A 25,037-nucleotide genomic window follows, 5' to 3' on the forward strand; every position below is an offset into this window, starting at 1 on the left:
GATCGCGACAGCAATCACAATCGTCGACAGGACTCCCTCCGGTCCCGTGACGAGCGCGGGTCACGTAACTCCGATCGTCGCGACGACCGCCGCGGCGGATACAGCAACGATCGTCGTGGTGGAAATCAGGGTGAGCGCCGTAACGATGGTGAGCGTCGCAGCTTCGGTGGCGATCGTCGCGACGACCGCCGCGGTGGTGATCAGCGAGACCGTCGCAATGACGGCGAGCGTCGTGGGGGCTATCAGGGCAATCGTCGCAGCGAGGACGATCGCCGAGGCGGCTACCAGGGCAATCGACGCGGCGATGATGATCGCCGCGGCGGCTATGGCAGCGACCGTCGCAACCATGGTGACCGTCGCGGTGGCTACAAGGGCAACCGCGGCAACGATGGCGAACGCCGTGGCGGCTATGGAAACGATCGCCGCAATGATGGTGAGCGTCGCAGCTTCGGCAGCGACCGCCGTGACGACCGCCGAGGAGGTCACCAGGGCGAGCGTCGTGATGACCGACGGGGTGGCTTCAAAGGCAACCGCCGTGATGACCGCGGAGGAAATCGACGTCGTGACGAAGGCGGCAGTGACCGCGGTGGCTTCGGCCGGAACAACAATGACCGCAGGGCCACGCGATCAACCGATACCGGCGAATATGCACGCGAGCAGCGCGCCCGCCGGCCGCGGATCCAGGAACCGCCGATTCCCGAAGAAGTCACCGGCAAGGAACTCGATAAGGAACTGCAGGGTCAACTGCGTTCTCTTGACAAGGAGAACGCCGCAGCAGTGGCCAAGCACCTCGTCTCCGCGGGTGGGTTCTTGGACGTTGATCCGGAACGCGCCTACGAACATGCGAAGGCCGCCATGGCCCGTGCAGGCCGTGTGGGACTCGTCCGCGAGGCCCTCGGCATAGCCGCGTACCACGTGGAGAAGTATGACGAGGCAGTGCGCGAGCTGCGCACCCACCGACGCATCTCCGGATCGAACGACAACATTGCTCTCATCGCCGACGCGGAACGCGGTCGAGACAAGCCCCGGAAGGCCCTCGAACTGTTCGAATTGGCGGGCGAGCTCGAACTCGACAACGATGCACGCACCGAACTCGTCATCGTTGCCGCCGGCGCAAAATCGGACCTCGGTGACCTCAAGGGAGCACGCTCTCTGATCGAGGCCGAAGACTTCACCCAGAAGCCCAGCGGTGCGCTGGTGCGACTGATGGCAGCGTATTCGGAGGTGCTGCGCCTCCATGGCGAAACCGAGATGGCCGACAAATACGAAGAGCTGTCGCGGCGGACTGCCAAGGCCACGGGGACCCTGTTCGGGGATGAAGAACCCGACCCCAACCTCGGCGTGGAGATCGAGACGGTCGAAGAGATTCCCGATGAAGAGCTCATCGAACCTGAAGACCAGGCTGTCGACGAAGAGCAGTCAGTTGGCGAGGCAGTCGACGAATCAGATGAGGCCAGCACGGATGCCTCGACTGCAGCTGACTCCGCTGCGGCTGACTCGGTTGACGCCGACGGCGCCGCGGGAGGCGAACACACCCCGGCGAAGTCGAAGACGCATGTGTCGGACAAGGAACTGAAGAAGGTCAAGGTCTCCGATGAGGAGATCGAGGCCGAACTCGACGAACTGCTCGAGGACGCTGAAGACGAGGGCGCCGAAGACGACGGCACTGATGAGACATCCGCTGCTGATGAGTTGTCCCTCGCCGAACATTCGGGAGTGGATGTGTCAGCCAAGGATTCTGACACCGCGAACTCAGAGGGGTCGAACGGCTCGTACCGGCTGAACGGAAATCAGTGACGCCAACCGCGAATGCAGCATCACCGGTCGATCGCCGTGCGCCTGAGAAATCGGGGGCACCGATCGACTGTGTGCTGTTCGACCTCGACGGGGTTGTCTACCACGGTCCCGACCCCATCTCCGGAGCAGTCGAGGGCATCGCTTGGCTTCACGAGCAGTCCATCCCGGTCAACTATGTCACGAACAATGCCACCCGCACCGCCGAGGTGGTCGCCGACCACATCTCGACGCTGGGAATCCGCACGACACCGGCCGAGGTGACCACCTCGGCGCAGGTGCTGGCCGGGCAGCTGGCAGCGAAATTCGGAACTGGCGCTCCCATCTACCTCGTGGGCACAACCGGCCTGGCAACCGCGCTGACCACCGCAGGCCTGACCGTCACGGGCACCCTCGACGATGAGCCCGTCGCCATCGCCCAGGGCCTCGACCCAGACATCGACTACACGACGATCGTGGCCGCCTGCGAGGCAATCGAATCCGGGCTCGAATGGTGGGCCACCAACCCCGACTATTCGATGGTCGGACCCAGAAGCCGGGTCCCGGGCAATGGGGCATTCATCGACATGCTCTCCCGACTCACCGGCGTCCAGCCGACCATCGTCGGCAAACCCTCTCCACACATGATGGATTTCGCGGCGCACAGGATCGGCGCGAAACGCCCCCTCATGATCGGAGATCGTCTCGACACGGATATCGAAGGCGGCAATGCCGCGGGGTTCGAAACCGCCCTCGTCCTCACCGGCGTCCACGACATTCATGATGCACTCACAGCGCGCCCGGGACTGCGTCCCACCTCCATCCTGCCCAGCCTGCGCAGTCTGCCGACGCTCATCGCCGACAGCGCTCAGCCTGCCCCGGGACCGAGCGCCGAAGACGCGTCGGGAACGGCTGCCTGCCGGATCGTCGATGGAGAGCTGCACCTGGACGAACCTGCCCGAACCGAGGTCTCAACGGTCGAGAACGCACTCCGATTAGCATGGGAGGCGATGGACCGCGGCGAGGACGTGGCTCCAGGGAATCTGCCACGGAGGATCCATGACTGAACCGACGCACGAACCACAGCAGCCCGCATCGCCGAACCAGCCTGCTGCGCCGAACAGGCCGACAGTCCCCACGCCGGCCTCGGTCAACGGTGATGTGCCCGTCGACAGCTGGCGTCGCGACCTCGACCAGATCGGCGAAGCACCAAGCGCCGAACGACACGGACTGCTGTCCACCCTGCTCGACGACCTCGACTCACAGGTGAGTTCATTGTGAGCCGACTCGACCGCGAACTGGTCGAACGGGAACTGATCACGACACGGTCCCGTGCGGCACGAGAGATCGCCGCCGGACGCGTCAGCGTCAACGGCAGAGTCGTATCCAAGCCCGCGCAGGATGTGACCGACGCCGATGAGCTCGCGGTCACCGAACCCGACCCCTGGGTGGCGCGCAGCGCACACAAGCTCCTCGGCGCCCTCGAAGCCTTCTCAATCGACGACTTCACAGGCAGGACCGCGCTCGACGCCGGTGCCTCCACCGGCGGCTTCACCCAAGTCCTCCTGCACCGAGGCGCACAGGAGGTGTGGGCCGTCGACGTCGGACACGACCAATTCGATGCCGGACTCCGCGACGACCCGCGAGTCCGTGTCCGCGAAGGCCTCAACCTCCGCGAACTCGACCACTCCGACGTGCCCCAGGTCGACGTGGTCGTCGCTGATGTGTCATTCATCTCCCTGCGCCTGCTGTTGGCCCCACTGCTGGCAGCGACATTGCCCACCGGGGAACTGCTGCTCATGGTCAAACCCCAATTCGAACTCGCCCGCGGCGCACTGGACAAACACGGCGTCGTGACGAGCGTGAGCAACCGACGCCGCGCCCTTGACTCCGTCCTCGCCGGCATCGCCGAACACGGGGCTTCCGTGATCGACATCGCGGCCTCCGTTCTCCCGGGACCAAGCGGGAACCGGGAGTATTTCCTGCGTGTTCGACCAGAGAAAACCCGCACCGAGTCCGATAGGCTCAACGAGGCGAACATCGCAGCCCATCTGGACCTGATCATGAGAGGAGAGCCGTGAGCCGACACATCATGGTGCTGCTGCATCCCCAGCGCGAGGAATCAGCAGTGGCCGCAGTGAGCGTGTGGAAGGCGCTCCTCGACGACGGAATCACCCCGGTCGTCCTCGACGAAGAGGTCCTCGACTTCGCCGCACGCAGTTCCCACGCCGACGTGCAGCAGGAGCTGCTCAGCCGCTGCGAGGTCATCGACCCGGCGCAGCTCGCGAGTTGGAAGACCAGATGCGAACTCGTCATCGTCTTAGGCGGCGACGGCACGATCCTGCGGGCGGCCGAACGCTTCCACGGTTCCGGGGTCCCCCTCATGGGCGTCAACCTCGGCCATGTGGGATTCCTCGCCGAAAGCGAACGCGAAGACCTCGCCGAGGCGGTCCATCGCGCCTCCCAACGCGACTACCTGGTCGAGGAACGCCTCGCCCTCGACGTGACCGTGTGGCACGAAGGTGAGGCCATCTACAACGCCTGGGCCCTCAACGAAGCCACAATCGAGAAGACGTCCAAGGCACGCATGATCGACGTCGTCCTCGGCGTCGACGCCCGACCGGTGTCCTCATTCGGCTGCGACGGAGTCATCCTGGCGACACCGACCGGGTCGACCGCCTACGCATTCTCCGCCGGCGGCCCCATCGTCTGGCCCGAGGTCGAAGCACTGCTGCTCATCCCCATCTCGGCCCACGCCCTGTTCACCGAACCTCTCGTGGTCAACCCGAACTCCCGCCTCGGCGTCGAGATCTCCCCACGCAACCCCGACTTCTCCGCGGTCCTGTGGTGTGACGGCCGCAGAGCCCTGGAACTGCCCGCCGGGGCACGGATCGAAGCGAAACGGTCACAGTCCCCGATCAAACTGGCCCGGCTGCACACCGGACCCTTCACCGATCGATTGGTGGCGAAATTCCGACTGCCCGTCTCCGGCTGGCGGGGACCGATCGAGGAGGCGTAGATGATTTCCGAACTGCGAATCTCCCACCTCGGCGTGATCGCCGAAGCAGAGGTCGAACTCTCCACCGGCTTCACCGTCGTCACGGGTGAGACCGGTGCCGGCAAGACGATGTTCGTCTCAGCACTGAGCCTGCTCATGGGCCGCAAGGTCGGTGCAGGCGTGGTCCGCAAGGGAGCCGAGAAGGCTGAGGTCGAAGGCATCTTCTCCGCCGTCACCGACTCCGTGCGCTCCCGCATCGAAGAGGCCGGCGGCAGCGCCGAGGACGAAGCGATCATCTCCCGCACCGTGGCCCAGAAGGGTCGGGCACGGGCCACCGCCGGTGGACGCACGGTCCCGATCTCCGTGCTCACCGAGATCTCCGATGAGCTCATCACTCTCCACGGCCAGTCCGAGCAGCTGCGCCTCAAGGGCCCCGCCCAGCAGAGGCTGCTCCTCGACAGCGCAGGCGGACCCGAACTCGAAGCGGTGGCCGCAACGTACCGGGCAGCATTTGAGAACTGGCGCGAAACTGAGACCCGAGTCGCCCGGATCAAGGACAGCACAGCGGCCAGGCGGGAGAGGATCCTGTGGCTGAACGGCTGTCTGGAAGCCATCGACAAGGTCCGCCCGGTTTCGGGTGAAGACGAGGCGCTGACCGCACAGGCCGCGAAACTCGGCGCCGCGGCAGAGATCACTCAGGCCGTCGGCAGCGCCCACGACCTCCTCCTCGGCGGCGAACTCGACGATGCCGGCGCGGCCGTCGACCACGTGCACCAGGCGATCAGCGCCCTGTCCGACGTCGATTCCGCGGACCCGGAACTGGCCAGGATCAAAGCCGCCCTCAACGACGCGGTCCTGCGCCTGTCCGATTCGGCCGCGGAACTCAGCTCCTATCTGACCGGATTCGACGAGCTGGGGGAGACCTCGCTCGAGGAGACCGAAGCACGCAGGGCCGAACTCGGATCCCTGGCACCCTACGGGCAGGATGTGGCCGAAGTCCTCGACTTCGAGACCCGATCCGCTCAGGAACTGGCCGAGCTCGAAGCCGAGGACCGCGACTTGGGACAGCTCGATGCCGAACTCGAGGAAGCACACAGCGCAATGGACGCGGCCGGCCGTGCCCTGACCGAGATCAGAACCGCCACCGCAGCATCCTTCTCCCGCGCCGTCAGCGCCGAGCTGGCGGCCCTGTCGATGCCGAAAGCCCAGGTGACGTTCGAAATCACCGAACGAGAGCCCGCGTCCCACGGCTGCGACGATGTCCGCCTCACCTTCGCCCCGCACGATTCCTCGGCCGGCGACGACATCGGCAAGATCGCCAGCGGCGGTGAACTCTCGCGAGTGATGCTCGCCATCGAAGTCGTCCGCGCAGCAGGGGAGGCCATCCCCACCTATGTCTTCGATGAGGTCGATGCCGGGGTCGGCGGCAAGGCCGCTGTCGAGATCGGACGACGGCTGGCGAAACTGGCCCAGAACGCCCAAGTCATCGTCGTCACCCACCTGCCCCAGGTCGCAGCCTGGGCGGACACTCACGTCACCATCGTCAAGGACGATGACGCCGAGACCGTGAAGTCCGGCGTCAGAGAACTCAGCGAGGACGAACGGGTCGGTGAACTCTCACGGATGTTGGCCGGAATGGAGGACTCCTCCTCGGCGAGGGCCCATGCGGCCGAACTCCTGGACTCAGCGCGGCAGGTCAAGACCGGCCAGGCGGCGCTGACATGAGACAATGGGCGCACCATGAAATCGCGTAGAACTCGGGAGAAGCCCACAGTCCCGGCCCGGTCCGGCCCGGCTCCTGCCCGACTCGATCGGCGGACGAAAGACCTCACGAAACGTTTGAACGCCGGCGACATCGCGGTCATCAAACATGCCGACATCGACCGGATCTCCGCCGAGGCGCTGGTTGCCTGCAAACCTGTCGCCGTCATCAACGCGGACAAGTCGATCTCCGGGCGGTACCCCAATCTGGGGCCGGGGATCATCGTCGAGGCCGGAATCCCCCTCCTCGACGCCACCGGCCCAGAGATCTTCGACTTAGTCGACGAGAACGCCCAGATCAGCATCACCGATGACACGGTGTTCCTCGACGAGGAGGAGATCGCCACCGGCATCGTCCAGACCCAGGAGACCATCGGGGAGGACATGCACGAAGCCGAAGCCGGAATGAACTCCGTGCTCGTGGACTTCGTCGACAACACGATCGAATACATCCGCAAGGACTCCGACCTGCTCTCGGCCGAACTCGTCGTCCCCGAGGTGGCCACGAAGTTCGAGGGCCGCCATGCCCTCATCGTCGTCCGCGGCTACCACTACAAAGAGGACCTCGCGATCCTCGGCTCCTACATCAGGGAGTACCGTCCCCTCCTCGTCGGAGTCGACGGCGGCGCCGACGCCATCCTCGAAGCCGGATACAAGCCCGACATGATCGTCGGGGATATGGACTCGGTGTCCGACACCGCGCTGACCTCCGGGGCCGAGATCGTCGTCCACGCCTACCGGGACGGAAACGCACCCGGAACCGAACGCGTCCATTCCCTCGGCGTCGACTGCGTCGCCTTCGCCGCCTCGGGCACGAGCGAGGACATCGCGATGCTGCTGGCCGATGACAAGGGCGCAAACCTGATCGTGGCCGTGGGCACACACGACACCGTGATGGAGTTCCTCGACAAGGGGCGCAAGGGCATGGCCTCGACATTCATCACGCGCCTGCGGGTGGGTTCGAAGCTCATCGACGCCAAGGGCGTCTCCCTGCTCTACCGACAGCGGATCTCCAGCCTGCAGCTGTCCGTCCTGATCATCGCCGGCCTCGTCGCACTCGGGGTGGCCCTGTTCGCGACCGCTGCCGGGCAGACCCTCATCGGACTCATCGGAGCCCAACTTGACGGGGTCTTCGGATGGATCGGCTCTCTGTTCGGCGGCGACCCTGCTGCAACTTCAGAATCCGCCAGCCTCATTCAAGGACTGACCAGTGATTGATTTCCGCTACCATCTTGTCTCCCTCGTCTCGGTGTTCCTCGCCCTGGCGGTGGGAATCGTCCTGGGCGCGGGACCGCTGAAGGAACCGATCGGCGAGTCCCTGCAGAGCCAGGTCGACGCACTGCGTGCGGACCGCGACGACCTGCGCACGAAGATCGATGCGGCCAACGGCAATATCGACAAGCAGAACGACTTCGTGACCTCTGCAGCGCCCGAGCTCATCGGCGATACGCTCAAGGGTGAGAACGTCAGCATCATCGGCGCTCCGCAGGCCGACCCCGAGCAGGTCGAAGAGGTCACCAATCGGATCAAGGAAGCCGGCGGCACGATCGGCGGCGACGTCTCATTCGTCGACAACACTCTGTCACTGGCAGACTCCGCTGACTTCCTCGCGGGTCTGCGCGACATCGTGCCGAACCTGCCCAAGGATGATTCGACGGCACTGCGAGCCGCGCTTGTGATTGCGCTGACAGGCAACGCCTCGATGCTCGAAGACAGCAAGAACCGGAAAGCCGCGGTGAAGAAGTCGTCCGCTCTCTTCGACGCCTTCGTCGATGCGGGCCGACTGCGCACCGACACCGACCACAACCCGACGCAGCTCTTCGTCGTCATCGACGATGAGAACTCGACGCTGGCCGAAGACACCGAGCCCAGCCCTGAAGCCACCGATGACAAGGCCAACCGCACTCTGATCACCGACTTCATCAATTCGCTGACCACGGAGTCGGAGTCCGTGGTCGTGGCCGGAGACGCCGGTTCGGCCCAGACCGGACTCGTGTCCATCCTCCGGACCGAGAAGTCACGGGCCAGCACCGTCGACGGACTCGGCTTAGGTGCTGGTGCGGTGATCACCGTCCGCGCCCTTGCCGCCGGCGAAGCCGGGACCCACGGTCACTACGGCTTCGCCGACGATTCCGAACAGATCATGCCGGGCAAGCCGAAGGAGAAGGACTGAGATGATCCGCTCACTCATCAGCTGCGCCGTCGCCGGTCTCCTGGGGTACACGGCCACCAGAGCAGTTCTGTCCTCGAAGCTGCGCGGACACAGGAAGGTCGTGCGCACGAACCATGCGGGACGTGAGGTCTCGCTCGTCGAAGGACCGGCTGTGTCTGCCGGACTGGTCGCCGGCAGCCTCCTCATCGAAGCACCACGCCAGCGCGCGGCGAGCCTGTTGGTGACCACCGTCTCCGGCAGCCTGGGGGCGGTCGATGACTTCTGCGAATCCGGTGACTCGAAGGGGCTGCGCGGACATCTCAGCGCCTTGGCCCATGGCCGGATCACGACCGGAGGGCTCAAGGTCATCGGAATCCCCGTTGCCTCGATCGCCGCTGCGACGATTCTGCGCACCGGCAGCCGCGGCCACGGACCGGTCCCCTCGAACGCGAAGTCTGGCGATCAGAACTGGCTGGGGTCCACGGTCGACGTCGTGGTCACCGGAGGAGTCATCGCCGGCACGGCGAACCTGTTCAATCTGCTCGACCTCCGCCCCGGGCGCGCACTCAAGGCGGGCCTGCTGACATTGGCATTCATGCCCCACCAGCACGGTCTGACCTGGACGCCCGGCGCGGCCATCGCCGGCAGCGCAGCCGCGGCCTGGCCGGATGACCTGGGCGGGGCCGTGATGCTCGGCGACACCGGCGCCAACGCTCTGGGTGCGGCACTGGGCACGATCCTGGCCGAGAACTCCACGGGCAAGCAGCGCGCGGTTCTCCTGTCCGGTCTCGTCGGTCTCACGCTGCTGAGTGAGAAGGTCTCGTTCACCTCGATCATCGAATCCACTCCCGGACTGCGTGAGATCGACGCCTTCGGTCGCGAGGTCGTGTGAATAAGCTGGTTCGAGTCTTCGCCTCGGCGGCGCTGCTCGTCTCGGTCATCACCCTCTTCACCCGGCTCGTCGGATTCGCGAGGTGGTTGGTGTTCTCGCCGACTGTGGGCGCGGGCACCATCGGAACCGCCTACCAGTCGGCCAACCAGGTCCCCAACATCCTCTTCGAGGTCGTCGTCGGCGGCGCACTGGCCGGAGCTGTCATCCCGCTTCTGGCGATTCCCCTGGCACGCTCGGACAAGGAGACAGCAGGACAGATCGCCTCGGGACTGCTGACCTGGGCGGTGTCCGTGACGCTGCCGCTGAGCATCCTCCTCGCCGTCTTCGCCCATCCGATCGCGGGGCTGATCGTGAGGAAGGGTGCCGAAGGGCAGACGGCGACGGCGGCCTTCCTGCTCATGTTCTCCCCGCAGCTCGTCCTCTACGGCATCGGCGCCGTGCTCACCGGTGTGCTCCAGGCGCACCGAAAATTCCTCTGGCCGGCCTTCGCGCCGCTGCTCTCCAGCCTCGTGGTCATCGGCTGCTACGTCGCCTACATGATGGTCGGCGGCACCGACGACACCTGGCAGTCCCACATCGAGTGGCTGGGCTGGGGCACCACGATCGGCGTCGCCGCTCTGGCCCTGCCGCTGGCCCTGCCGATGCGCTCGACCGGTCTGACAATCTCACCCACATGGACCTTCCCGCCCGGTGTCGCCCACCGCGCGCTGCGTCTGGCTGGAGCCGGAATGGCCGCGCTGCTGGCTCAGCAGGCCGCGGTGCTGATGACGCTGAGATTGGCGAACTACTCCGGTGGCGAAGGCACCTACGTTCTGTTCAGCTACATCAACGCTGTCTATCTCCTGCCCTACGGAGTGCTGGCGATCCCGATCGCCACGGTCATGTTCCCATCACTGTCCGGCTGGGTGGGACGAACCAATGACCCCGATTCGAGCCCCCAGGAGAGAGAATCCGCACGGGCGCGACTGCACCAGCTGACGGCGACCACCTCGGCGGTCATCGTCAGCATCGGTCTGCTGGGGGCAGTGATTCTCATCAGTGCCGCCGGGTCGCTGCAGACGTTCTTCACCGCCATCGACGCCGCCGACGGTCAGCCCGGGGTGCCGTTCGCCGCGATGAGCCAAGCGATCATGGTCATGGCACTTGCCGTACCCGGTTGGTCATTCGTCGCCTGGGGGACGCGCGTCTTCTACGCCATGGAGCGCTCCCGGTACTCGGCCATGGCCACGACCGCCGGGTGGCTCCTCGTCATCGTCGGCATGGTGCTGGCAATTCTGGTCACGAATGCCAACGGTGACCCCGGTCTGACCCTCGTGGCCATCTGCTGCGGGTATGTCCTCGGCATGAGCGTCGCCGGACTGACCCTGCTCATCTCGATGCGCAGAGTCCTGGGTGCCTCCGGCCTGCAGGGCATCGTTCGCCGGAGCCTGCTGTCGCTGGCGGCAGCCGCCGTGGCCTCGGCCGCCGGCGTCGTCGTCTCCCGGCTGCTCCTCGAGCCGCTCGGCACCGGCGCCGTAGGCTCCGTGATCAACGGCGTGGCCTCCGCGCTCGTCGGGATCATGGTCTTCCTCATCATCCTCGTCATCGATCGCAGCTACTTCGCCGAGGTGCGCAGTCTGCTCTCCTCTCGCCGAGGCGGCCCCGACCTCGCCGAACAGACCGACCCGGTCGTCCAGCTCGACCCAGCCGCACACCCCAACCCTGCCGACCATGCGGCACGGCCTCACACCCCGACAGAGTCTCACACCCCGACAGAGTCTCACACCCCGACAGAGAATGAGGATGATCGATGAGAATCGTCTACGTGCTCGGAACTTCGACCGGGGGAGTCGGCACCCACGTGCGGGCTCTGGCCCGAGACGTCGCTGCGGACGGCCATGAACTCGGGGTCATCGGACCGGCCCAAACCGACGAACACTTCGGATTCTCCGCCCTGCCCGGAGTCCGCTTCGCAGCCCTGGACATGGGCACGGGAATCGGTGTGAGGGATGCTGCACTGATCACCCGGCTGCGAACCCTCATCGCCGGATTCGACGCCGACATCGTCCACGCCCACGGCTTCCGAGCCGGCTTCGTCGCACTGCTGGGCGCACGCACCATCGGGCACCGCCCCCGCCTGGTCATCAGCCTGCACAACCGGGCCAGCGGACGCGGACTGAGGGGCAGAATCGAAACCGGCATCGAGACGCTGCTGGCCAAAGGTGCGGACCTGACGCTCGGCGCCAGTGCCGATCTCGTGGTCCGGGCCCGGGAACTCGGCGCCCGCGATGCCCGGTTCCTGCCCGCCGCGGCCCCAGCGGTCCGCGCTGTCCCCGCCGAGGCGGCCCGGGCCACCCGCGCGGGGCTGGCCACGGAGTTCGGCTTCGGCGACGACGCCGTCATCGTGCTCTCCGTCGGGCGTGTCGCACCACAGAAGAACTACCCGATGCTCGTCCGGGCACTGGGCCACCTCGGCGAGGCTGAGTCAGAGGGCACACCGGAACTCGTGTTCCTCATTGCCGGGGCCGCAGACCGGACCGTCCTCGATCAGGTGGCCAGCCAGTACGAGGACCTCGCAGCCACCTCGGCGGTGCCGGCTCTGCATTTCCTCGGCCCTCGTGACGATGTCGCCGAGCTCAACGCCGCCGCCGATATCTACGTCCTCACCAGCGTCTGGGAAGCCCGCGCCCTCGTGCTGCAGGAGGCCCTCATCTCCGGCCGCGCCATCATCGCCACCGGCACCGGCGGCACGAGCGAACTCCTCGGCGAGGCAGGCATTCTCATCGGCGACGATGACGACACAGGGCTGGCGGAAGCCATCGGTGAACTGGCCTCGGATCCCGCTCACCGGGCCGAGCTGGCGGCGCGTGCCCGGGCCCGCGGAGCCCGACTTCCCGATGAGGGAGAAGTGGCCAAAGAACTGGTGAGCATATACACGGAACTCATGCCCTCCCAGGTAGGGTAGAAGCAGCGTCGATCAAATGAAAAGGATGAGGAAATGAGCGAATCCGGCGAGGTCCACCCACTCAGCGCAGACACGAGGATTCTGCATGTACTCGCCGAAACCACGGGTCCCGTCGTCGAAGTGGCGAAGCTCGCAGTGCTCGGCCATCTGCGCGCCGGCTTCAAGGTTGCAGTCGCCGCCCACCGGTCGATACTGGGCACCTTCGGTGTCCCCGAGGAATTGGCGGACAACTTCCGCGAGATCGAGCTGGCGGCCAGACGACGCTTCACCCTGGCCGATCCCAATACCGCTTTCACCCTGCACAAGTACTACCAGCACGTGGACATCGTCCACGCCCACGGACTCCACGCTGCGACTCTCGCCGGACTCGCCTTCACCGGTCTGCCCGCGAAACTGCACCCGAAGGTCGTTGCGACGATCGAATCATTCGACGCCGCCAATGTCATCGAGAAGACCGGCGCGGAGATCGTGGGCCGCACCTCGACCGCGCTTCTGGGCACCACCGAACCGGTCGTCGACTACTTCGGGGAGAAGGTTCCCGTCGTTGAACGCGCCGAACTCGTTCACCCGGACATCGACGTCGACCTCACCGTCAGGACACCGCGTGCACAGGTGCGTCGGGAACTCGGTGTCGAAGAGGGCACGTGGATGATCGCCAGCCCCATCGCCCTGCGCGACCACACGGCCCTGGCCACGGTCCTCGACGCTGCCGACCAGATCAACACGCAGCGACCCGGTCGTCCCGTCGTCACGGTGCTCACCGGTACCGGCAAAGACCGGAGCACGATCGAGTCCGCATTTGCCGACCGCAACGTCATCGTCGCCCCGGCCGGTGACCTCGTCGATGTGGCAGCCGCCGCAGACGTCGTCATCGCCAGCGAGACCATGACCGGACTCAGCCACGAGGACCTCATGCAGCTGTCGAAGCCGGCGGTCTTCATCGGCAACCCGAGACGCGCGGGCATCTGGGGAGCGGCGGCAAAGGCCGTCGACGCCGACGACACGGATGCACTTCTCAGTGAGATCAATCATCTTCTCGACGACCCCGCCGGACGTGGATCGCAGGCTGTGGCCGCGAAGAAGCGCGTCATCGACGTCAACAACGGTGCCGAGATCTCTGCGACTCTGCTTGATCTCTACGCCGAGGTCGCCGAATCGTCGGATTCGTGAGCCCGGCTTTGATAGAATCAAATCCCGTGGTGAATCGAACTGGCCCAGGCGGCACAAATACGGCAAAGCACATCTTCGTCACGGGAGGCGTTGCCTCTTCGTTGGGCAAGGGACTGACGGCTTCGAGCCTCGGTCACCTGCTCACTCAGCGCGGACTCTCGGTAGCAATGCAGAAGCTGGATCCCTACCTCAATGTGGATCCGGGAACCATGAATCCCTTCCAGCACGGCGAGGTCTTCGTCACCGAAGACGGTGCTGAGACCGACCTCGACATCGGCCATTACGAACGTTTCCTCGACGTCGATCTCGACGGCGCAGCCAATGTGACGACCGGGCAGGTCTACTCCTCGGTCATCGCCAAGGAGCGTCGCGGGGCCTACCTCGGCGACACCGTTCAAGTCATCCCGCACATCACCGACGAGATCAAGTCGCGGATGCGGGCCCAGGCCGAACGTCCCGTCGACGAACGCCCCGATGTCATCATCACCGAGATCGGCGGAACGGTCGGTGACATCGAATCCCAGCCCTTCCTCGAGGCCGCACGTCAGGTCCGGCACGACATCGGCCGCGACAAGGTGTTCTTCATCCACGTGTCCCTGGTTCCGTATCTCGGGCCCTCCGGTGAGCTGAAGACGAAGCCGACCCAGCACTCGGTGGCGGCACTGCGCTCGATCGGCATCCAGCCCGACGCGATCGTGCTGCGCTCCGACCGCGAGCTTCCGGACTCGATCCGTACGAAGATCGCCTCGTCGTGTGACGTGGAATCCGACGCGGTCGTGTCCTGTGTGGACGCTCCGAGCATCTATGACATTCCGAAGGTCCTCCATGACGGTGGTCTCGACGTCTACGTGATCCGTCGGCTCAACCTGCCCTTCCGCGACGTCAACTGGACGAAGTGGGACTGGGTGCTCGAACGCGTCCACAATCCTGAACACCATGTGCGCATCGGCATCGTCGGCAAGTACATCGACCTTCCCGACGCCTACCTATCGGTCACCGAGGCGCTGCGATCCGGCGGCTTCGCCAATGACGCCCGGGTCAAGGTCGAGTGGATCCAGTCCGATGACTGTGACACCGAAGCCGGCGCACGCGAGCGTCTGTCGGGTCTCGACGCGATCTGCGTGCCCGGCGGCTTCGGCATCCGCGGCATCGACGGCAAACTCGGAGCGCTGAAATACGCACGGACCAACGGCCTTCCGACCCTGGGACTGTGCCTGGGCCTGCAGTGCATGGTCATCGAGTACGCACGCAACGTGGCCGGCATCGACGAGGCCTCATCGTCCGAATTCGATCCCGACTCACAGGCACCGGTCATCGCGACGATGGCCGAACAGCTCTCCATCGTCGAAGGCGAGGGCGACCTGGGCGGAACCATGCGACTGGGAACCTATGAGGCGAAACTCGATGAGGGAAGCGTCGTCGCAGGAGTCTACGACTCGACGCTCATCACCGAACGCCACCGGCACCGCTACGAGGTCAACAACACCTACCGTGACGAACTGGCCACGGCCGGTCTGCGTTTCTCGGGCACCTCACCCAGCGGTGAGCTCGTGGAATTCGTGGAGCTGCCGGAATCCGAGCACCCCTACTACGTGGCGACCCAGGCTCACCCCGAGCTCAAGTCACGCCCGACCAAGCCCCACCCGCTGTTCGCCGGACTCGTGGCAGCGGCCCTGAAGGCCAAGAAGTAGGCAGGACTCACGTGAGCGATCTGCACGACGAGGCCTATACGCCGACCATCACCGCCTCCGACGTGGTTTACCACGGGGCTGTGTGGAACATTCGGCGTGAGACCTTCGACCTGCCCGAAGCCACCGGGCTGGTGCGCGACATGATGGCCCACAACGGTGCCGTGGCCATCGCCTGTGTGGATGAGCAGGAGAAAATCCTGCTCATCCAGCAGTATCGCCACCCCGTCCGGGCCAGGCTCTGGGAGGTTCCGGCCGGTCTCCTCGACGTGCCTGGAGAGGCACTCATCGATGCGGCCAAACGCGAACTGGCAGAGGAAGCCGATCTGCGCGCCGGACGGTGGGAAGTGCTCACCGACTCCTGCCTGACCCCCGGCGGCAGCAGCGAATCGATTCGGCTGTACCTGGCCAGGGACCTCGAACTCGTCGCAGACGAGGACCTGCACGAACGCAGTGAAGAGGAAGCCGGCTTCAAGTTCCGGTGGGCCAGTCTCGACGAAGCCCTCGAGGCGGTGAGTGCGGGCGAGATCACGAATTCGATCGCGCAGTTGGCGATCCTGCAGGTGGCGCGCATCCTGCGCGCCGAAGCCGCCGGCGAGTCCACCAGAACCCGCAGCGTCGATGCGCCTCGGCGGCTCATCGACGGTCGTGAGAGTTCTTCAGACCGTCCTCGGGACTGAGGCCTTCCCATGGCCCGGCACGGTGCCGAACTGCTTCCCGAATTGCCGCAGTCGCTGGCCCGGGCCTTCGAAACCTACCTGAACTCCCTGCGGTTCGAACGGGGGCTGTCGCGGAACTCCATCGACGCCTACGCCCGCGATCTGGCCAGGTACGGAACCTGGCTGAACGGGCAGGGGATCGGCCGCCTCGTCGAGGTGACACGCACACAGGTCGAAGCATATTCACTGCATCTGCTCGATGAGAGCCTGGCGCCGCGGACCCGCGCACGAGCACTGGTTGCGGTGCGCCGGTTCCACGGGTTCGCCCTCGGCGAGGGGCTGGCAGCCACCGATCCGGCCTCCGATGTCAGCCCACCCCAGGAGGGACTGCGTCTGCCCAAGGCCCTGTCCGTCGACGATGTCGAGGCGATGTTGGCGACGGCGGCGGGGGAGGAGCCCGCGCAGATCCGGGCGGCCGCACTGCTGGAGCTGCTCTACGCGACGGGTGCACGGATCTCCGAGGCCGTCGGGGTCGATCTCGACGATGTGGATCTCGAGACCAGCCTTGTGCGCCTCTACGGCAAGGGCGGGAAGGAACGGATCGTGCCCTTCGGCTCCCATGCGGCTACGGCACTGGGCGCCTGGGTGTCACGGACCCGGCCGAGCATGGCGGCGAAGGCCAGGACAGCGGCCCCGGCCGGGGCCCTGTTCCTCAACGCGCGAGGGACGCGCCTGTCACGCCAAACCGCGTGGCAGATCGTCAAGGACGCAGGGGAACTGGCCGGGCTGGAAGCCGAAGTCTCGCCGCACACATTCCGCCACTCCTTCGCGACACACCTGTTGGAGGGCGGGGCCGATATCCGCGTCGTCCAGGAACTGCTGGGACACGCGTCGGTCACCACCACGCAGATCTACACCAAGGTGTCGGAGGAAACATTGCGGGAAGTGTACGCGACCTCTCACCCCCGGGCACGGTAGGGTTGGAGCCAAGAGCAACGAAAGGTGGCCATCCGAGTGATGAATTCGCAACAGGCGTTGGATATCCCCAAGTCGACATCCACTGACCCTGAGCAGGACTTCGACGATCCAGCACCGCTGGACACTCATGGGCCCGCCCGCGTCATCGCGATGGTCAACCAGAAGGGCGGCGTCGGCAAAACGACCTCGTCGATCAACCTCGGTGCCTCTCTGGCCGCCTACGGTCGCAAAATGCTCCTCGTCGACTTCGACCCGCAGGGCGCCCTGTCGGTCGGCCTGGGCATCAACCCCTACGAACTCGAGATCAGCGTCTACAACTTGCTGATGAACTCGCGCCTGGATCCCCACGAGGTCATCGTCGGCACCGATTTCGACAACATCGACATCATCCCGGCCAACATCGACCTCTCCGCCGCCGAAGTCCAGCTCGTGGGCGAAGTGGCCCGTGAGCAGATCCTCTCCCGCGTGCTGTCCAAGGTCACCGACGAATACGACGTCATCCTCATCGACTGCCAGCCGTCCCTGGGGCTGCTGACCGTCAACGCTCTGACCGCCGCACACGGTGTCATCATTCCCCTCGAAACCGAGTTCTTCGCCCTCCGCGGTGTCGCGCTGCTGGTGGAGACCATCGAGAAGATCCAGGACCGGCTCAATCCCTCCCTCGTCGTCGACGGGATCCTGGCCACGATGTACGACTCCCGCACGCTGCACTCGAAAGAGGTCATGACGCGGGTGACAGAGGCCTTCGATGACAAGGTCTTCGACACGGTCATCAACCGCACCGTGAAGTTCCCGGACGCCTCGGTCGCGGCCGAGCCGATCACGAGCTTTGCTCCCAAACACGCGGGCTCGGAAGCCTATCGTCGCCTGGCCAGGGAGCTCATCGCCCGCGGAGGCGCGCCCTGAGCGAGACCGTCCACGAGGGGGAGACTGATGCTGCCTCTCAAGGGTTCCAGGTAGAGCTGGAGAACTTCTCCGGTCCCTTCGACCTGCTCCTCGGCCTGATCTCCAAACGTCGTCTCGACGTCACAGAGATCGCCCTCGCCGAGGTGACCGATGAGTTCATCGCGTACACAACCAGCCTCAGCGAACGAGCCGGCGCCAAGGCCGGTTCCAGCCTCGCCGAGATCTCCCAGTTCCTGCTCGTGGCCGCGACCCTCCTCGACCTCAAGACGGCGCGACTGCTGCCGAACGAGGACGGAGAGGAAGAACTCGACCTCGAACTGCTCGAGGCCCGCGACCTCCTGTTCGCCCGGCTCCTGCAATACCGGGCCTATAAGTCCGTGAGCAGGTTCTTCGCCGAAGCCATGGCCGCCGGATCGATCAGGGCCCCACGCAGCGTGGGACTCGAACCCGAGTTCCAGGACGTGCTGCCGCCGCTTGAGATCCACATCGGCCCCGGTGAGTTGGCGGGACTCTATGCAACCGTGCTCCAACGCGACCACACGCCCCCGAGCGTCGCCGTCGACCACATCCACCTGCCGCTGGTCAGCGTCTCCGAGCAGCGCGGTCACATCCTCGGCCTGCTGCGGGCAGGGGACCTCGACTTCCAGAGACTCCTCGACACCGCCGACAACACGCTCGTCGTCGTCGCCCGGTTCCTGGCGCTGCTCGAACTGTTCAAAGTCGGCCTCTGTGATTTCACGCAGGAGGAGCCTCTCGGACCGCTGCTGATCTCTCGCACAGAATCCACCGACGGCGTCGACCTGCGCACCGAAGGGGAGTGGGACGGCGGCACCGAACCTGTCCACGACGAGGAAGAGGGAACTGCATGATCGACGATGAGATTCTGGCCGGGATCGAAGCGGTCCTCATGATCAGCGACTCCACGGTATCGGCGAATGAGCTGGCCACTGCCCTCGGCCTCGACGAGGACACCGTCACAGACGCCATCGCCGAGCTCAAGGCCGACTACGACGGCCGGGACGGCAGCCGACAGCGCGGGTTCGAACTCCGTCTGGTCGCCGGAGGCTTCCGCATCTTCTCCCGCGGGGACTATCACGAGATCGTCAAGGACTTCCTGACCTCGGGACAGAGCGCGAAACTCTCCCAGGCAGCACTCGAGACCCTCGCCGTCATCGCCTACCGCCAGCCGATCTCGCGGCCGCGCATCGCCGCCATCCGCGGGGTCAGCGTCGACGGCGTCATCCGTACCCTGCTCCTGCGCGGACTCATCGTCGAAGCGGGCAAGGAAGCGACCACCTCGGCGCTGCTCTACACCACCACCCACCAGTTCCTCGACGCCCTGGGCATGAACAGCATCGACGACCTGCCGGAGATCGCTCCGTACCTCCCGGAGGACTCCGACGTCGCCGAATTGGGCGCCGACAATTCCGAGGTTCTGGCCACGGCCGACGACGAGATGTCCGATCTCGACGACGAGATGTCACGAGTTGACGATTGATTTGAGAGAATGGACATTATGAGTCCATACCGTGATCCCCGAGCGCCAGGCGGGCGCAACAATCGTCCGACCCGAAAACAGCGATCCAGCACCGCTTCAAAGAGCTCTCAGCGGTCGCAGTCAGGCGCGGGCGAGAAGTCGGACGCCCATGTCAGCGGGGGTGTGAGACTGCAGAAGATCCTCGCCGAGGCGGGCCTGGGCTCACGTCGCGCATGTGAGCAGCTCATCCTCGAAGGACGGGTGGAAGTCGACGGATCCCTGGTGACCGAGCTGGGCACCCGAATCGACCCCGAGACCCAGTCCGTGTACGTGGACACAATGAGAATTTCGACACAGACCCAGAAGGTCTACCTGGTTCTGAACAAGCCTGCAGGTGTCGTGTCGACGATGAGCGATCCGGACGGTCGCCGCTGCTTGGCCGACTATGTCGGCAACCGAGTCGAGCGACTCTTTCACGTCGGCCGCCTCGACACCGAGACCGAGGGACTCATCCTGCTGACCAATGACGGAGAGCTGAGCAACCGCCTGGCCCATCCGCGCTACGAGATCCCGAAGACCTACCTGGCCCAGGTCAAGGGACAGCTGGCCAAGGACGTGAGCTCTCGACTCAAGGCCGGCCTCGACCTCGAGGACGGCTTCGTCAAAGTTGATGACTTCAAACTCGTTGACTCGACACCCGGCAAGTCCGTTGTCGAGCTGACACTCCACTCGGGCCGCAACCGCATCGTGCGTCGCCTGCTCAAAGAGGTCGGCAACCCGGTCGAGCGCCTGGTGCGGATCAAGTTCGGTCCCATCACACTGGACGAACAGAAACAGGGCAAGATCCGCCCGCTGCGTTCAGACGAGATCGGCGAGCTCTTCGAGGCCGTCGGCTTGTGAGAATCCACATCATCGGCACCGGTCTGCTGGGCGCAAGCCTCGGACTGGCGCTGAGCGCACAGAACCACCAGGTCAGCCTCGAAGACACCTCACCGACGGCTCAGCAGCTGGCGGCCGATCTGGGGGCAGGGCAGGTCCTGAACACCACCTCGGCGGCCGATGCTCGCGGAGCTGGTTCAACCGACGGTGATCCGCAGATCGTCGTCGTCGCCACTCCGCCGGATGTTGCCGCCCAGACCATTGCAGCGGCCCTTTCGCACTACCCGAACGCCACGGTCACGGATGTCGCCAGCGTCAAGACCCGCCTGCTCGAAACGGTGCGCGAACTCGTCGCACCGGCCGAGCTCGACCGCTACATCGGGTGCCACCCGATGGCGGGACGGGAGAAGTCGGGAGCGATCGCTGCGCGTTCGGATCTGTTCACGGCCCGACCCTGGGTGATCTGCTCGGACGAGGACACACCGTCGGAGCGCCTCGGCGAGGTCGTGGCGATGGCGGAGGCCACCGGCGCCTCGGTCATCCACCTCGATCCGCGCATCCACGATGCCGCGGTCGCGAAGGTCTCCCACGTGCCGCAGGTCATCGCCTCTCTGGTCGCCTCTCAGCTGCGCCACGCGCCCTTGGACGAGATTGAGTTGGCCGGGCAGGGGCTGCGAGACGTCACCCGGATCGCGGCCTCGGATCCTCGTCTGTGGACGCAGATATTGGCCGGGAATTCCGAGGAGGTCCGCTCGGTGCTGCTGGATCTGCGGACTGAACTCGACGAGGTCATCACGGCCTTGGAGCTGGGACCGGGATCGACCGGTGCGCTGGCGAAGGCCATCGCCCTGGGCAATGAGGGACACGATCGAATCCCGGGCAAGCACGGACAGGCTCCGACCAAATATGCTGTAGTCACGATCTTGGTCCCCGATACCCCGGGAACCCTGGCCACACTGTTCAAGGACATCGGTGACCTCGACATCAACGTCGAGGACTTCCGGATGGACCACGCACCGGGTCAGAAGCTCGGAATCGTCGATGTCTCGGTGGTGCCGGCCACCCAGCAGGAACTTGAAACCGGATTGTTGTCGAAGGGATGGCAGATTCCCGAATCCGCCATCGAGAAAGAGGGAATTGCATGAGCGTCGTCGCCATTGACGGACCAAGCGGGGTCGGCAAGTCGAGCACCGCGAAGGAATCGGCCCGCCGATTGGGCTACCGCTACCTCGACACGGGCGCCATGTACCGTGCGATGGCCTGGCTGTGCCTGAACCGGGGCGTGAGCGACCCGGTCGACGTCCTCGAACAGGTGCGCGGGGTCGATCTGGAGATCTCGACCGATCCGGACGAATTCTTCGTCTCCGTCGACGGCATGGATGTCAGCGACGAGATCCGTGAGCCCGAGGTGTCCGAGAACGTGCAGACCGTGTCCGCCGTCGTCGACGCCCGCGAAGAGCTCATCGACATGCAGCGGACCATCATCGCCGCCGCTCCTGCGGGAATCGTCGTCGAGGGCCGTGACATCACGACCGTCGTCGCGACGGATGCCGAGGTTCGCATCCTCATGACCGCCCGTGACGACGTCCGCGTGGCCCGCCGGGCCAAGGAGCTCCACGGCAACGCCGACGCCGAGGCTCTCGCCGCCACCCAATCCCAGGTCACCGGCCGTGACGCCAAGGACTCGGCGACGACGAGCTTCCTGGAAGCCTCAGACGGCGTCTACACACTCGATACCAGTGACATCGATTTCGACCAGGTGGTCGAGACGGTGCTGAAACTGGTGAAGGACTCACAATGACTGAATCAGAATTTCACGAGAACCCGGACGAGCAGCTGGCCGAACGGCTCGAGAGCATCAGCGACGAAGAGGCCGAGAAGAGGGCGACAGCGCTCGAAGCCGGTCTCGCAAGCTATGACCTCGAGGACGAGGACCGCGCGCTGCTCGACGCCTACGGCTTCGAATACGAGGTCGAGGAGGCCCGTGGCGCCGATCCCGTCCTGGCCGTCATCGGTCGACCCAACGTGGGCAAGTCGACTCTCGTCAACAGGATCCTGGGTCGTCGTGAAGCCGTGGTCGAAGACGTTCCCGGAGTCACCCGTGACCGAGTGAGCTACCGGGCGGAATGGAACACGAAGGAATTTACCCTCGTCGATACAGGCGGCTGGGACTCGGACTCCAAGGGCATGGCCTCACGCATCGCGATCCAATCCGAAGTCGCCGTGGACATGGCCGATGCAGTGGTCCTCGTCGTGGATGCGACGACGGGGCCGACCTCGACCGATGAGATGGTCGTGAAGATGCTGCGCAAGAAGAAGAAACCGGTCATCCTGGCCGCGAATAAGGTCGATGACGAACGCGGCGAACTCATGGCCGCCGAACTCTGGGGCCTGGGGCTGGGACAGCCCTGGACGGTGTCCGCTCTGCACGGTCGTGGGGTCGCTGACCTCCTCGACGAGGTGCTGAATATCCTGCCCGAGGTCTCCGCCGTCGAAACCCGGATCGATGAGGGCGGACCGCGACGCGTGGCCTTGGTGGGTCGACCCAATGTCGGCAAGTCGTCGCTGCTCAACCAGCTGATCGGCTCCGACCGTGTGCTCGTCGACAATGTCGCCGGGACCACCCGCGACCCGGTCGACGAACTCATCGACCTCGGCGACAAGCAGTGGAGATTCGTCGACACCGCCGGTATCCGCCGGCGTGCTCATCAGGCCAGCGGCGCCGATTTCTATGCGGCGCTGCGCACGCAGACGGCATTGGAACGCGCCGAGGTGGCCCTTGTCCTCCTCGAGGTCCAGGAACCTTTGAGTGAGCAGGATGTCCGCATCGTCACGACAGCTGCCGAGGCCGGTCGTGCCGTGGTCTTGGCGTTCAACAAATGGGATCTGCTCGACGACGAACGTCGCTTCTACCTCGAACGTGAGATCGAACGGGATCTCGCTCACGTGTCCTGGGCACCGCGAGTGAATATCTCCGCGAAGACGGGTCGCCATGCCGACAGGCTGGTCCCGGCGATGGAGGCGGCTCTGGACGGCTGGGACACACGTATCCCGACTGGTCGGCTCAATGCCTTCCTCGGGGAGCTGGTGGCGGCGAACCCGCACCCTGTGCGGGGCGGCAAGCAGCCGCGGATCCTGTTCGGCACCCAGGCACAGAATCGCCCACCGAAGTTCGTGCTCTTCACCTCTGGATTCCTCGATCCGGGGTATCGTCGTTTCATCATCAGACGTCTGCGTGAGACGTTCGGGTTCAAGGGAACCCCCATCGAGGTGTCGATGCGGATCAGGGAGAAACGGAAGAGACGCTGAGTGAGCGATGACGGTCAGATCCACGAACAGCCGCAGGAGCTGACTCGGGAGCAGAGCCCCTGGCATGCGAGCAAGCCTGCCAGGGTGCTCGTCGTTGCGCTGACTCTTGCGGGGCTGGCCTACGCTCTGATGTTCTTCAAAGGGCTTCAGGACATCGTCGCTCCTGTGTTCCTGGCGCTCAACTTCTATATCGTCGTCTATCCGGTGCAGAGGTATCTGACCAGTCTGAAGATTCCACGCGCAGTCGGCGCGTGTGTCTCGGTGATCCTTGTGCTGGTGATGATCTTCGGCTTCTTCGGGCTGACAGCATGGTCTGTCGCCGAACTGGTGATCCTCATCCCCAGCTACGGTGATCAGTTGGTGACGACTTACCAGAACGCCTTGGCGTTCCTGTCCGACATCGGTGTCACCGACTCGGTGATTCAGCAGCAGTTCCAGCAGTTCGACGTCAGATCCATCATCGATGCGATCTACCCGCTGCTGACCAACGTTTCGATGGTCGCTGGCCTGCTCACCACTGTGGTGATGGCCGTGTTCTTCGTCGCCATGGATTCCATGGGCATCGACAGGCGGATGCTGATGCTCCTTGACGTCAAGCCCTCGCTGTCGGCTGCGATCGGCGGTTTCGCCAGCGGCGTCCGACGCTATTGGGTCGTGGCGACGGTCTTCGGCCTCATCGTGGCTTTTCTCGATGTCATCGCCTTGTCGATCATCGATGTGCCGCTGATCTGGGTGTGGGGCGTGCTCGCGTTCCTGACGAACTACATTCCGAACATCGGATTCGTCATCGGCCTCATCCCTCCAGCACTGCTTGCGCTCGTCGACAGCGGCTGGCAGGCGGGGCTGTGGGTCGTCGTTGCCTACAGCGTGCTCAACTTCGTCATCCAATCGATCATCCAACCGAAGTTCACAGGAGAATCGGTCGGGGTCACACCATTGGTGTCCTTCCTGTCGCTGTTGTTCTGGGTGTGGGTCCTCGGATGGCTCGGTGCGCTCCTTGCGCTGCCTGCGACACTGCTGTTGAAGGCGCTTCTCGTCGACGCGGACCCGAAGGCGAAGTGGGTGAACATACTTCTCGCCTCGGATCCGAAAACCGCGAATACTTCGGCCAACGAGCCTAGGACATCTTCAGCGGGGACGTCGTCGGGGGCGGCGGCTGCGGCGGAGGCGAAGGCGGCTCCGGTTGCGTCGGTGGCTCCGGCGGCTGCGGCTCTGGCGGTTCCGGCGATGGGAGAAGCGGAGGCCGAGCGTGGCGCTTCTGCGTCGGTAGCCGAGGCGACTTCCGTGTCGGCAGGGGAGACGACTGCAGAGGAAGAGACGGCAGGTGAGACGACGGTGGCAGGGGAGCCGACTGCAGAGGAAGCGACGTCGTCGAGTGCGGACGGGCCTCTGATGACAAGTTCGGACGAGTCGCCGAGGAATTGATGCAATAAGTCGGCGGGCGAAGAATA

The 25,037-nt window shown here is 65.1% G+C and carries 24 protein-coding genes; 23 read left to right on the forward strand and 1 reads right to left on the reverse strand.

The window, feature by feature from the left end:
- Positions 1–60 precede the first annotated feature (60 nt).
- On the reverse strand, positions 61–486 hold the full coding sequence (locus BLT92_RS20665) for a hypothetical protein (RefSeq protein ID WP_172802531.1): 426 nt from the start codon (positions 484–486) through the stop codon (positions 61–63).
- Positions 487–777: 291 nt separating this feature from the next.
- Between BLT92_RS20665 and BLT92_RS17125 the strand changes: the two genes are divergently transcribed.
- From BLT92_RS17125 to BLT92_RS17235, 23 genes are all read left to right on the forward strand, one after another.
- Positions 778–1,797: a hypothetical protein gene (locus tag BLT92_RS17125; RefSeq protein WP_231938893.1), complete on the forward strand. Its 1,020-nt coding sequence runs from the start codon at positions 778–780 to the stop codon at positions 1,795–1,797.
- Positions 1,794–2,840, forward strand: a complete 1,047-nt coding sequence (locus BLT92_RS17130; protein WP_092107535.1) for an HAD-IIA family hydrolase — start codon at positions 1,794–1,796, stop codon at positions 2,838–2,840. The genes BLT92_RS17125 and BLT92_RS17130 overlap by 4 nt, the downstream gene beginning before the upstream one ends.
- The gene (locus tag BLT92_RS17135; RefSeq protein ID WP_092107537.1) at positions 2,833–3,054 is read left to right on the forward strand and encodes a hypothetical protein; all 222 of its coding nucleotides are present in this window, start codon (positions 2,833–2,835) and stop codon (positions 3,052–3,054) included. The genes BLT92_RS17130 and BLT92_RS17135 overlap by 8 nt, the downstream gene beginning before the upstream one ends.
- A complete protein-coding gene (locus tag BLT92_RS17140) occupies positions 3,051–3,854 on the forward strand; it encodes a TlyA family RNA methyltransferase (RefSeq protein WP_092107539.1) in 804 nt (267 codons plus the stop codon). Before BLT92_RS17135 ends, BLT92_RS17140 begins: the two co-directional genes overlap by 4 nt.
- Positions 3,851–4,792, forward strand: a complete 942-nt coding sequence (locus tag BLT92_RS17145) for an NAD kinase (RefSeq protein ID WP_092107541.1) — start codon at positions 3,851–3,853, stop codon at positions 4,790–4,792. The genes BLT92_RS17140 and BLT92_RS17145 overlap by 4 nt, the downstream gene beginning before the upstream one ends.
- Positions 4,793–6,496, forward strand: a complete 1,704-nt coding sequence (gene recN, locus BLT92_RS17150; protein WP_092107543.1) for a DNA repair protein RecN — start codon at positions 4,793–4,795, stop codon at positions 6,494–6,496. It abuts the gene before it with no gap.
- A gap of 15 nt (positions 6,497–6,511) precedes the next feature.
- On the forward strand, positions 6,512–7,750 hold the full coding sequence (gene steA / locus BLT92_RS17155) for a putative cytokinetic ring protein SteA (protein ID WP_092107545.1): 1,239 nt from the start codon (positions 6,512–6,514) through the stop codon (positions 7,748–7,750).
- Positions 7,743–8,705, forward strand: a complete 963-nt coding sequence (locus BLT92_RS17160) for a copper transporter (protein WP_092107547.1) — start codon at positions 7,743–7,745, stop codon at positions 8,703–8,705. Before steA ends, BLT92_RS17160 begins: the two co-directional genes overlap by 8 nt.
- A 1-nt stretch (position 8,706) precedes the next feature.
- Positions 8,707–9,576, forward strand: a complete 870-nt coding sequence (locus tag BLT92_RS17165) for a hypothetical protein (protein ID WP_092107549.1) — start codon at positions 8,707–8,709, stop codon at positions 9,574–9,576.
- Positions 9,573–11,369 carry a murein biosynthesis integral membrane protein MurJ gene (gene murJ, locus BLT92_RS17170; RefSeq protein ID WP_092107551.1) on the forward strand — a complete coding sequence of 599 codons (1,797 nt, stop codon included), beginning with the start codon at positions 9,573–9,575 and terminating at the stop codon, positions 11,367–11,369. Before BLT92_RS17165 ends, murJ begins: the two co-directional genes overlap by 4 nt.
- A complete protein-coding gene (locus BLT92_RS17175) occupies positions 11,366–12,520 on the forward strand; it encodes a glycosyltransferase family 4 protein (RefSeq protein ID WP_092107553.1) in 1,155 nt (384 codons plus the stop codon). The genes murJ and BLT92_RS17175 overlap by 4 nt, the downstream gene beginning before the upstream one ends.
- A gap of 33 nt (positions 12,521–12,553) precedes the next feature.
- Positions 12,554–13,690, forward strand: coding sequence for a group 1 glycosyl transferase (locus BLT92_RS17180; protein ID WP_092107555.1), 1,137 nt, complete (start codon positions 12,554–12,556; stop codon positions 13,688–13,690).
- An 8-nt stretch (positions 13,691–13,698) separates the two neighbouring features.
- Positions 13,699–15,381 carry a CTP synthase gene (locus tag BLT92_RS17185; protein ID WP_157691515.1) on the forward strand — a complete coding sequence of 561 codons (1,683 nt, stop codon included), beginning with the start codon at positions 13,699–13,701 and terminating at the stop codon, positions 15,379–15,381.
- Positions 15,382–15,392: 11 nt separating this feature from the next.
- The gene (locus BLT92_RS17190) at positions 15,393–16,058 is read left to right on the forward strand and encodes an NUDIX domain-containing protein (RefSeq protein ID WP_092107559.1); all 666 of its coding nucleotides are present in this window, start codon (positions 15,393–15,395) and stop codon (positions 16,056–16,058) included.
- 9 nt (positions 16,059–16,067) lie between these two features.
- The gene (xerD, locus tag BLT92_RS17195; RefSeq protein ID WP_092107561.1) at positions 16,068–17,015 is read left to right on the forward strand and encodes a site-specific tyrosine recombinase XerD; all 948 of its coding nucleotides are present in this window, start codon (positions 16,068–16,070) and stop codon (positions 17,013–17,015) included.
- Between the two features lie 39 nt (positions 17,016–17,054).
- The gene (locus BLT92_RS17200) at positions 17,055–17,921 is read left to right on the forward strand and encodes a ParA family protein (RefSeq protein ID WP_092107563.1); all 867 of its coding nucleotides are present in this window, start codon (positions 17,055–17,057) and stop codon (positions 17,919–17,921) included.
- Positions 17,922–18,019: 98 nt separating this feature from the next.
- Positions 18,020–18,790: a segregation and condensation protein A gene (locus BLT92_RS17205; protein ID WP_269457398.1), complete on the forward strand. Its 771-nt coding sequence runs from the start codon at positions 18,020–18,022 to the stop codon at positions 18,788–18,790.
- Complete coding sequence (gene scpB, locus BLT92_RS17210; protein WP_092107567.1) at positions 18,787–19,419, forward strand: SMC-Scp complex subunit ScpB; 633 nt, start codon at positions 18,787–18,789, stop codon at positions 19,417–19,419. Before BLT92_RS17205 ends, scpB begins: the two co-directional genes overlap by 4 nt.
- A gap of 162 nt (positions 19,420–19,581) precedes the next feature.
- Positions 19,582–20,298 carry a pseudouridine synthase gene (locus BLT92_RS17215; protein WP_092107569.1) on the forward strand — a complete coding sequence of 239 codons (717 nt, stop codon included), beginning with the start codon at positions 19,582–19,584 and terminating at the stop codon, positions 20,296–20,298.
- Positions 20,295–21,422: a prephenate dehydrogenase gene (locus tag BLT92_RS17220; RefSeq protein WP_092107571.1), complete on the forward strand. Its 1,128-nt coding sequence runs from the start codon at positions 20,295–20,297 to the stop codon at positions 21,420–21,422. The genes BLT92_RS17215 and BLT92_RS17220 overlap by 4 nt, the downstream gene beginning before the upstream one ends.
- Entirely contained in the window at positions 21,419–22,078 is a 660-nt protein-coding gene (gene cmk, locus BLT92_RS17225; protein WP_092107573.1) for a (d)CMP kinase, read from the forward strand. Before BLT92_RS17220 ends, cmk begins: the two co-directional genes overlap by 4 nt.
- On the forward strand, positions 22,075–23,586 hold the full coding sequence (gene der / locus BLT92_RS17230) for a ribosome biogenesis GTPase Der (protein WP_092107575.1): 1,512 nt from the start codon (positions 22,075–22,077) through the stop codon (positions 23,584–23,586). The genes cmk and der overlap by 4 nt, the downstream gene beginning before the upstream one ends.
- Entirely contained in the window at positions 23,587–25,011 is a 1,425-nt protein-coding gene (locus BLT92_RS17235; RefSeq protein WP_092107577.1) for an AI-2E family transporter, read from the forward strand.
- Positions 25,012–25,037 lie beyond the last annotated feature (26 nt).

This window comes from Brevibacterium picturae, assembly GCF_900105045.1.
GTDB lineage: Bacteria > Actinomycetota > Actinomycetes > Actinomycetales > Brevibacteriaceae > Brevibacterium > Brevibacterium picturae.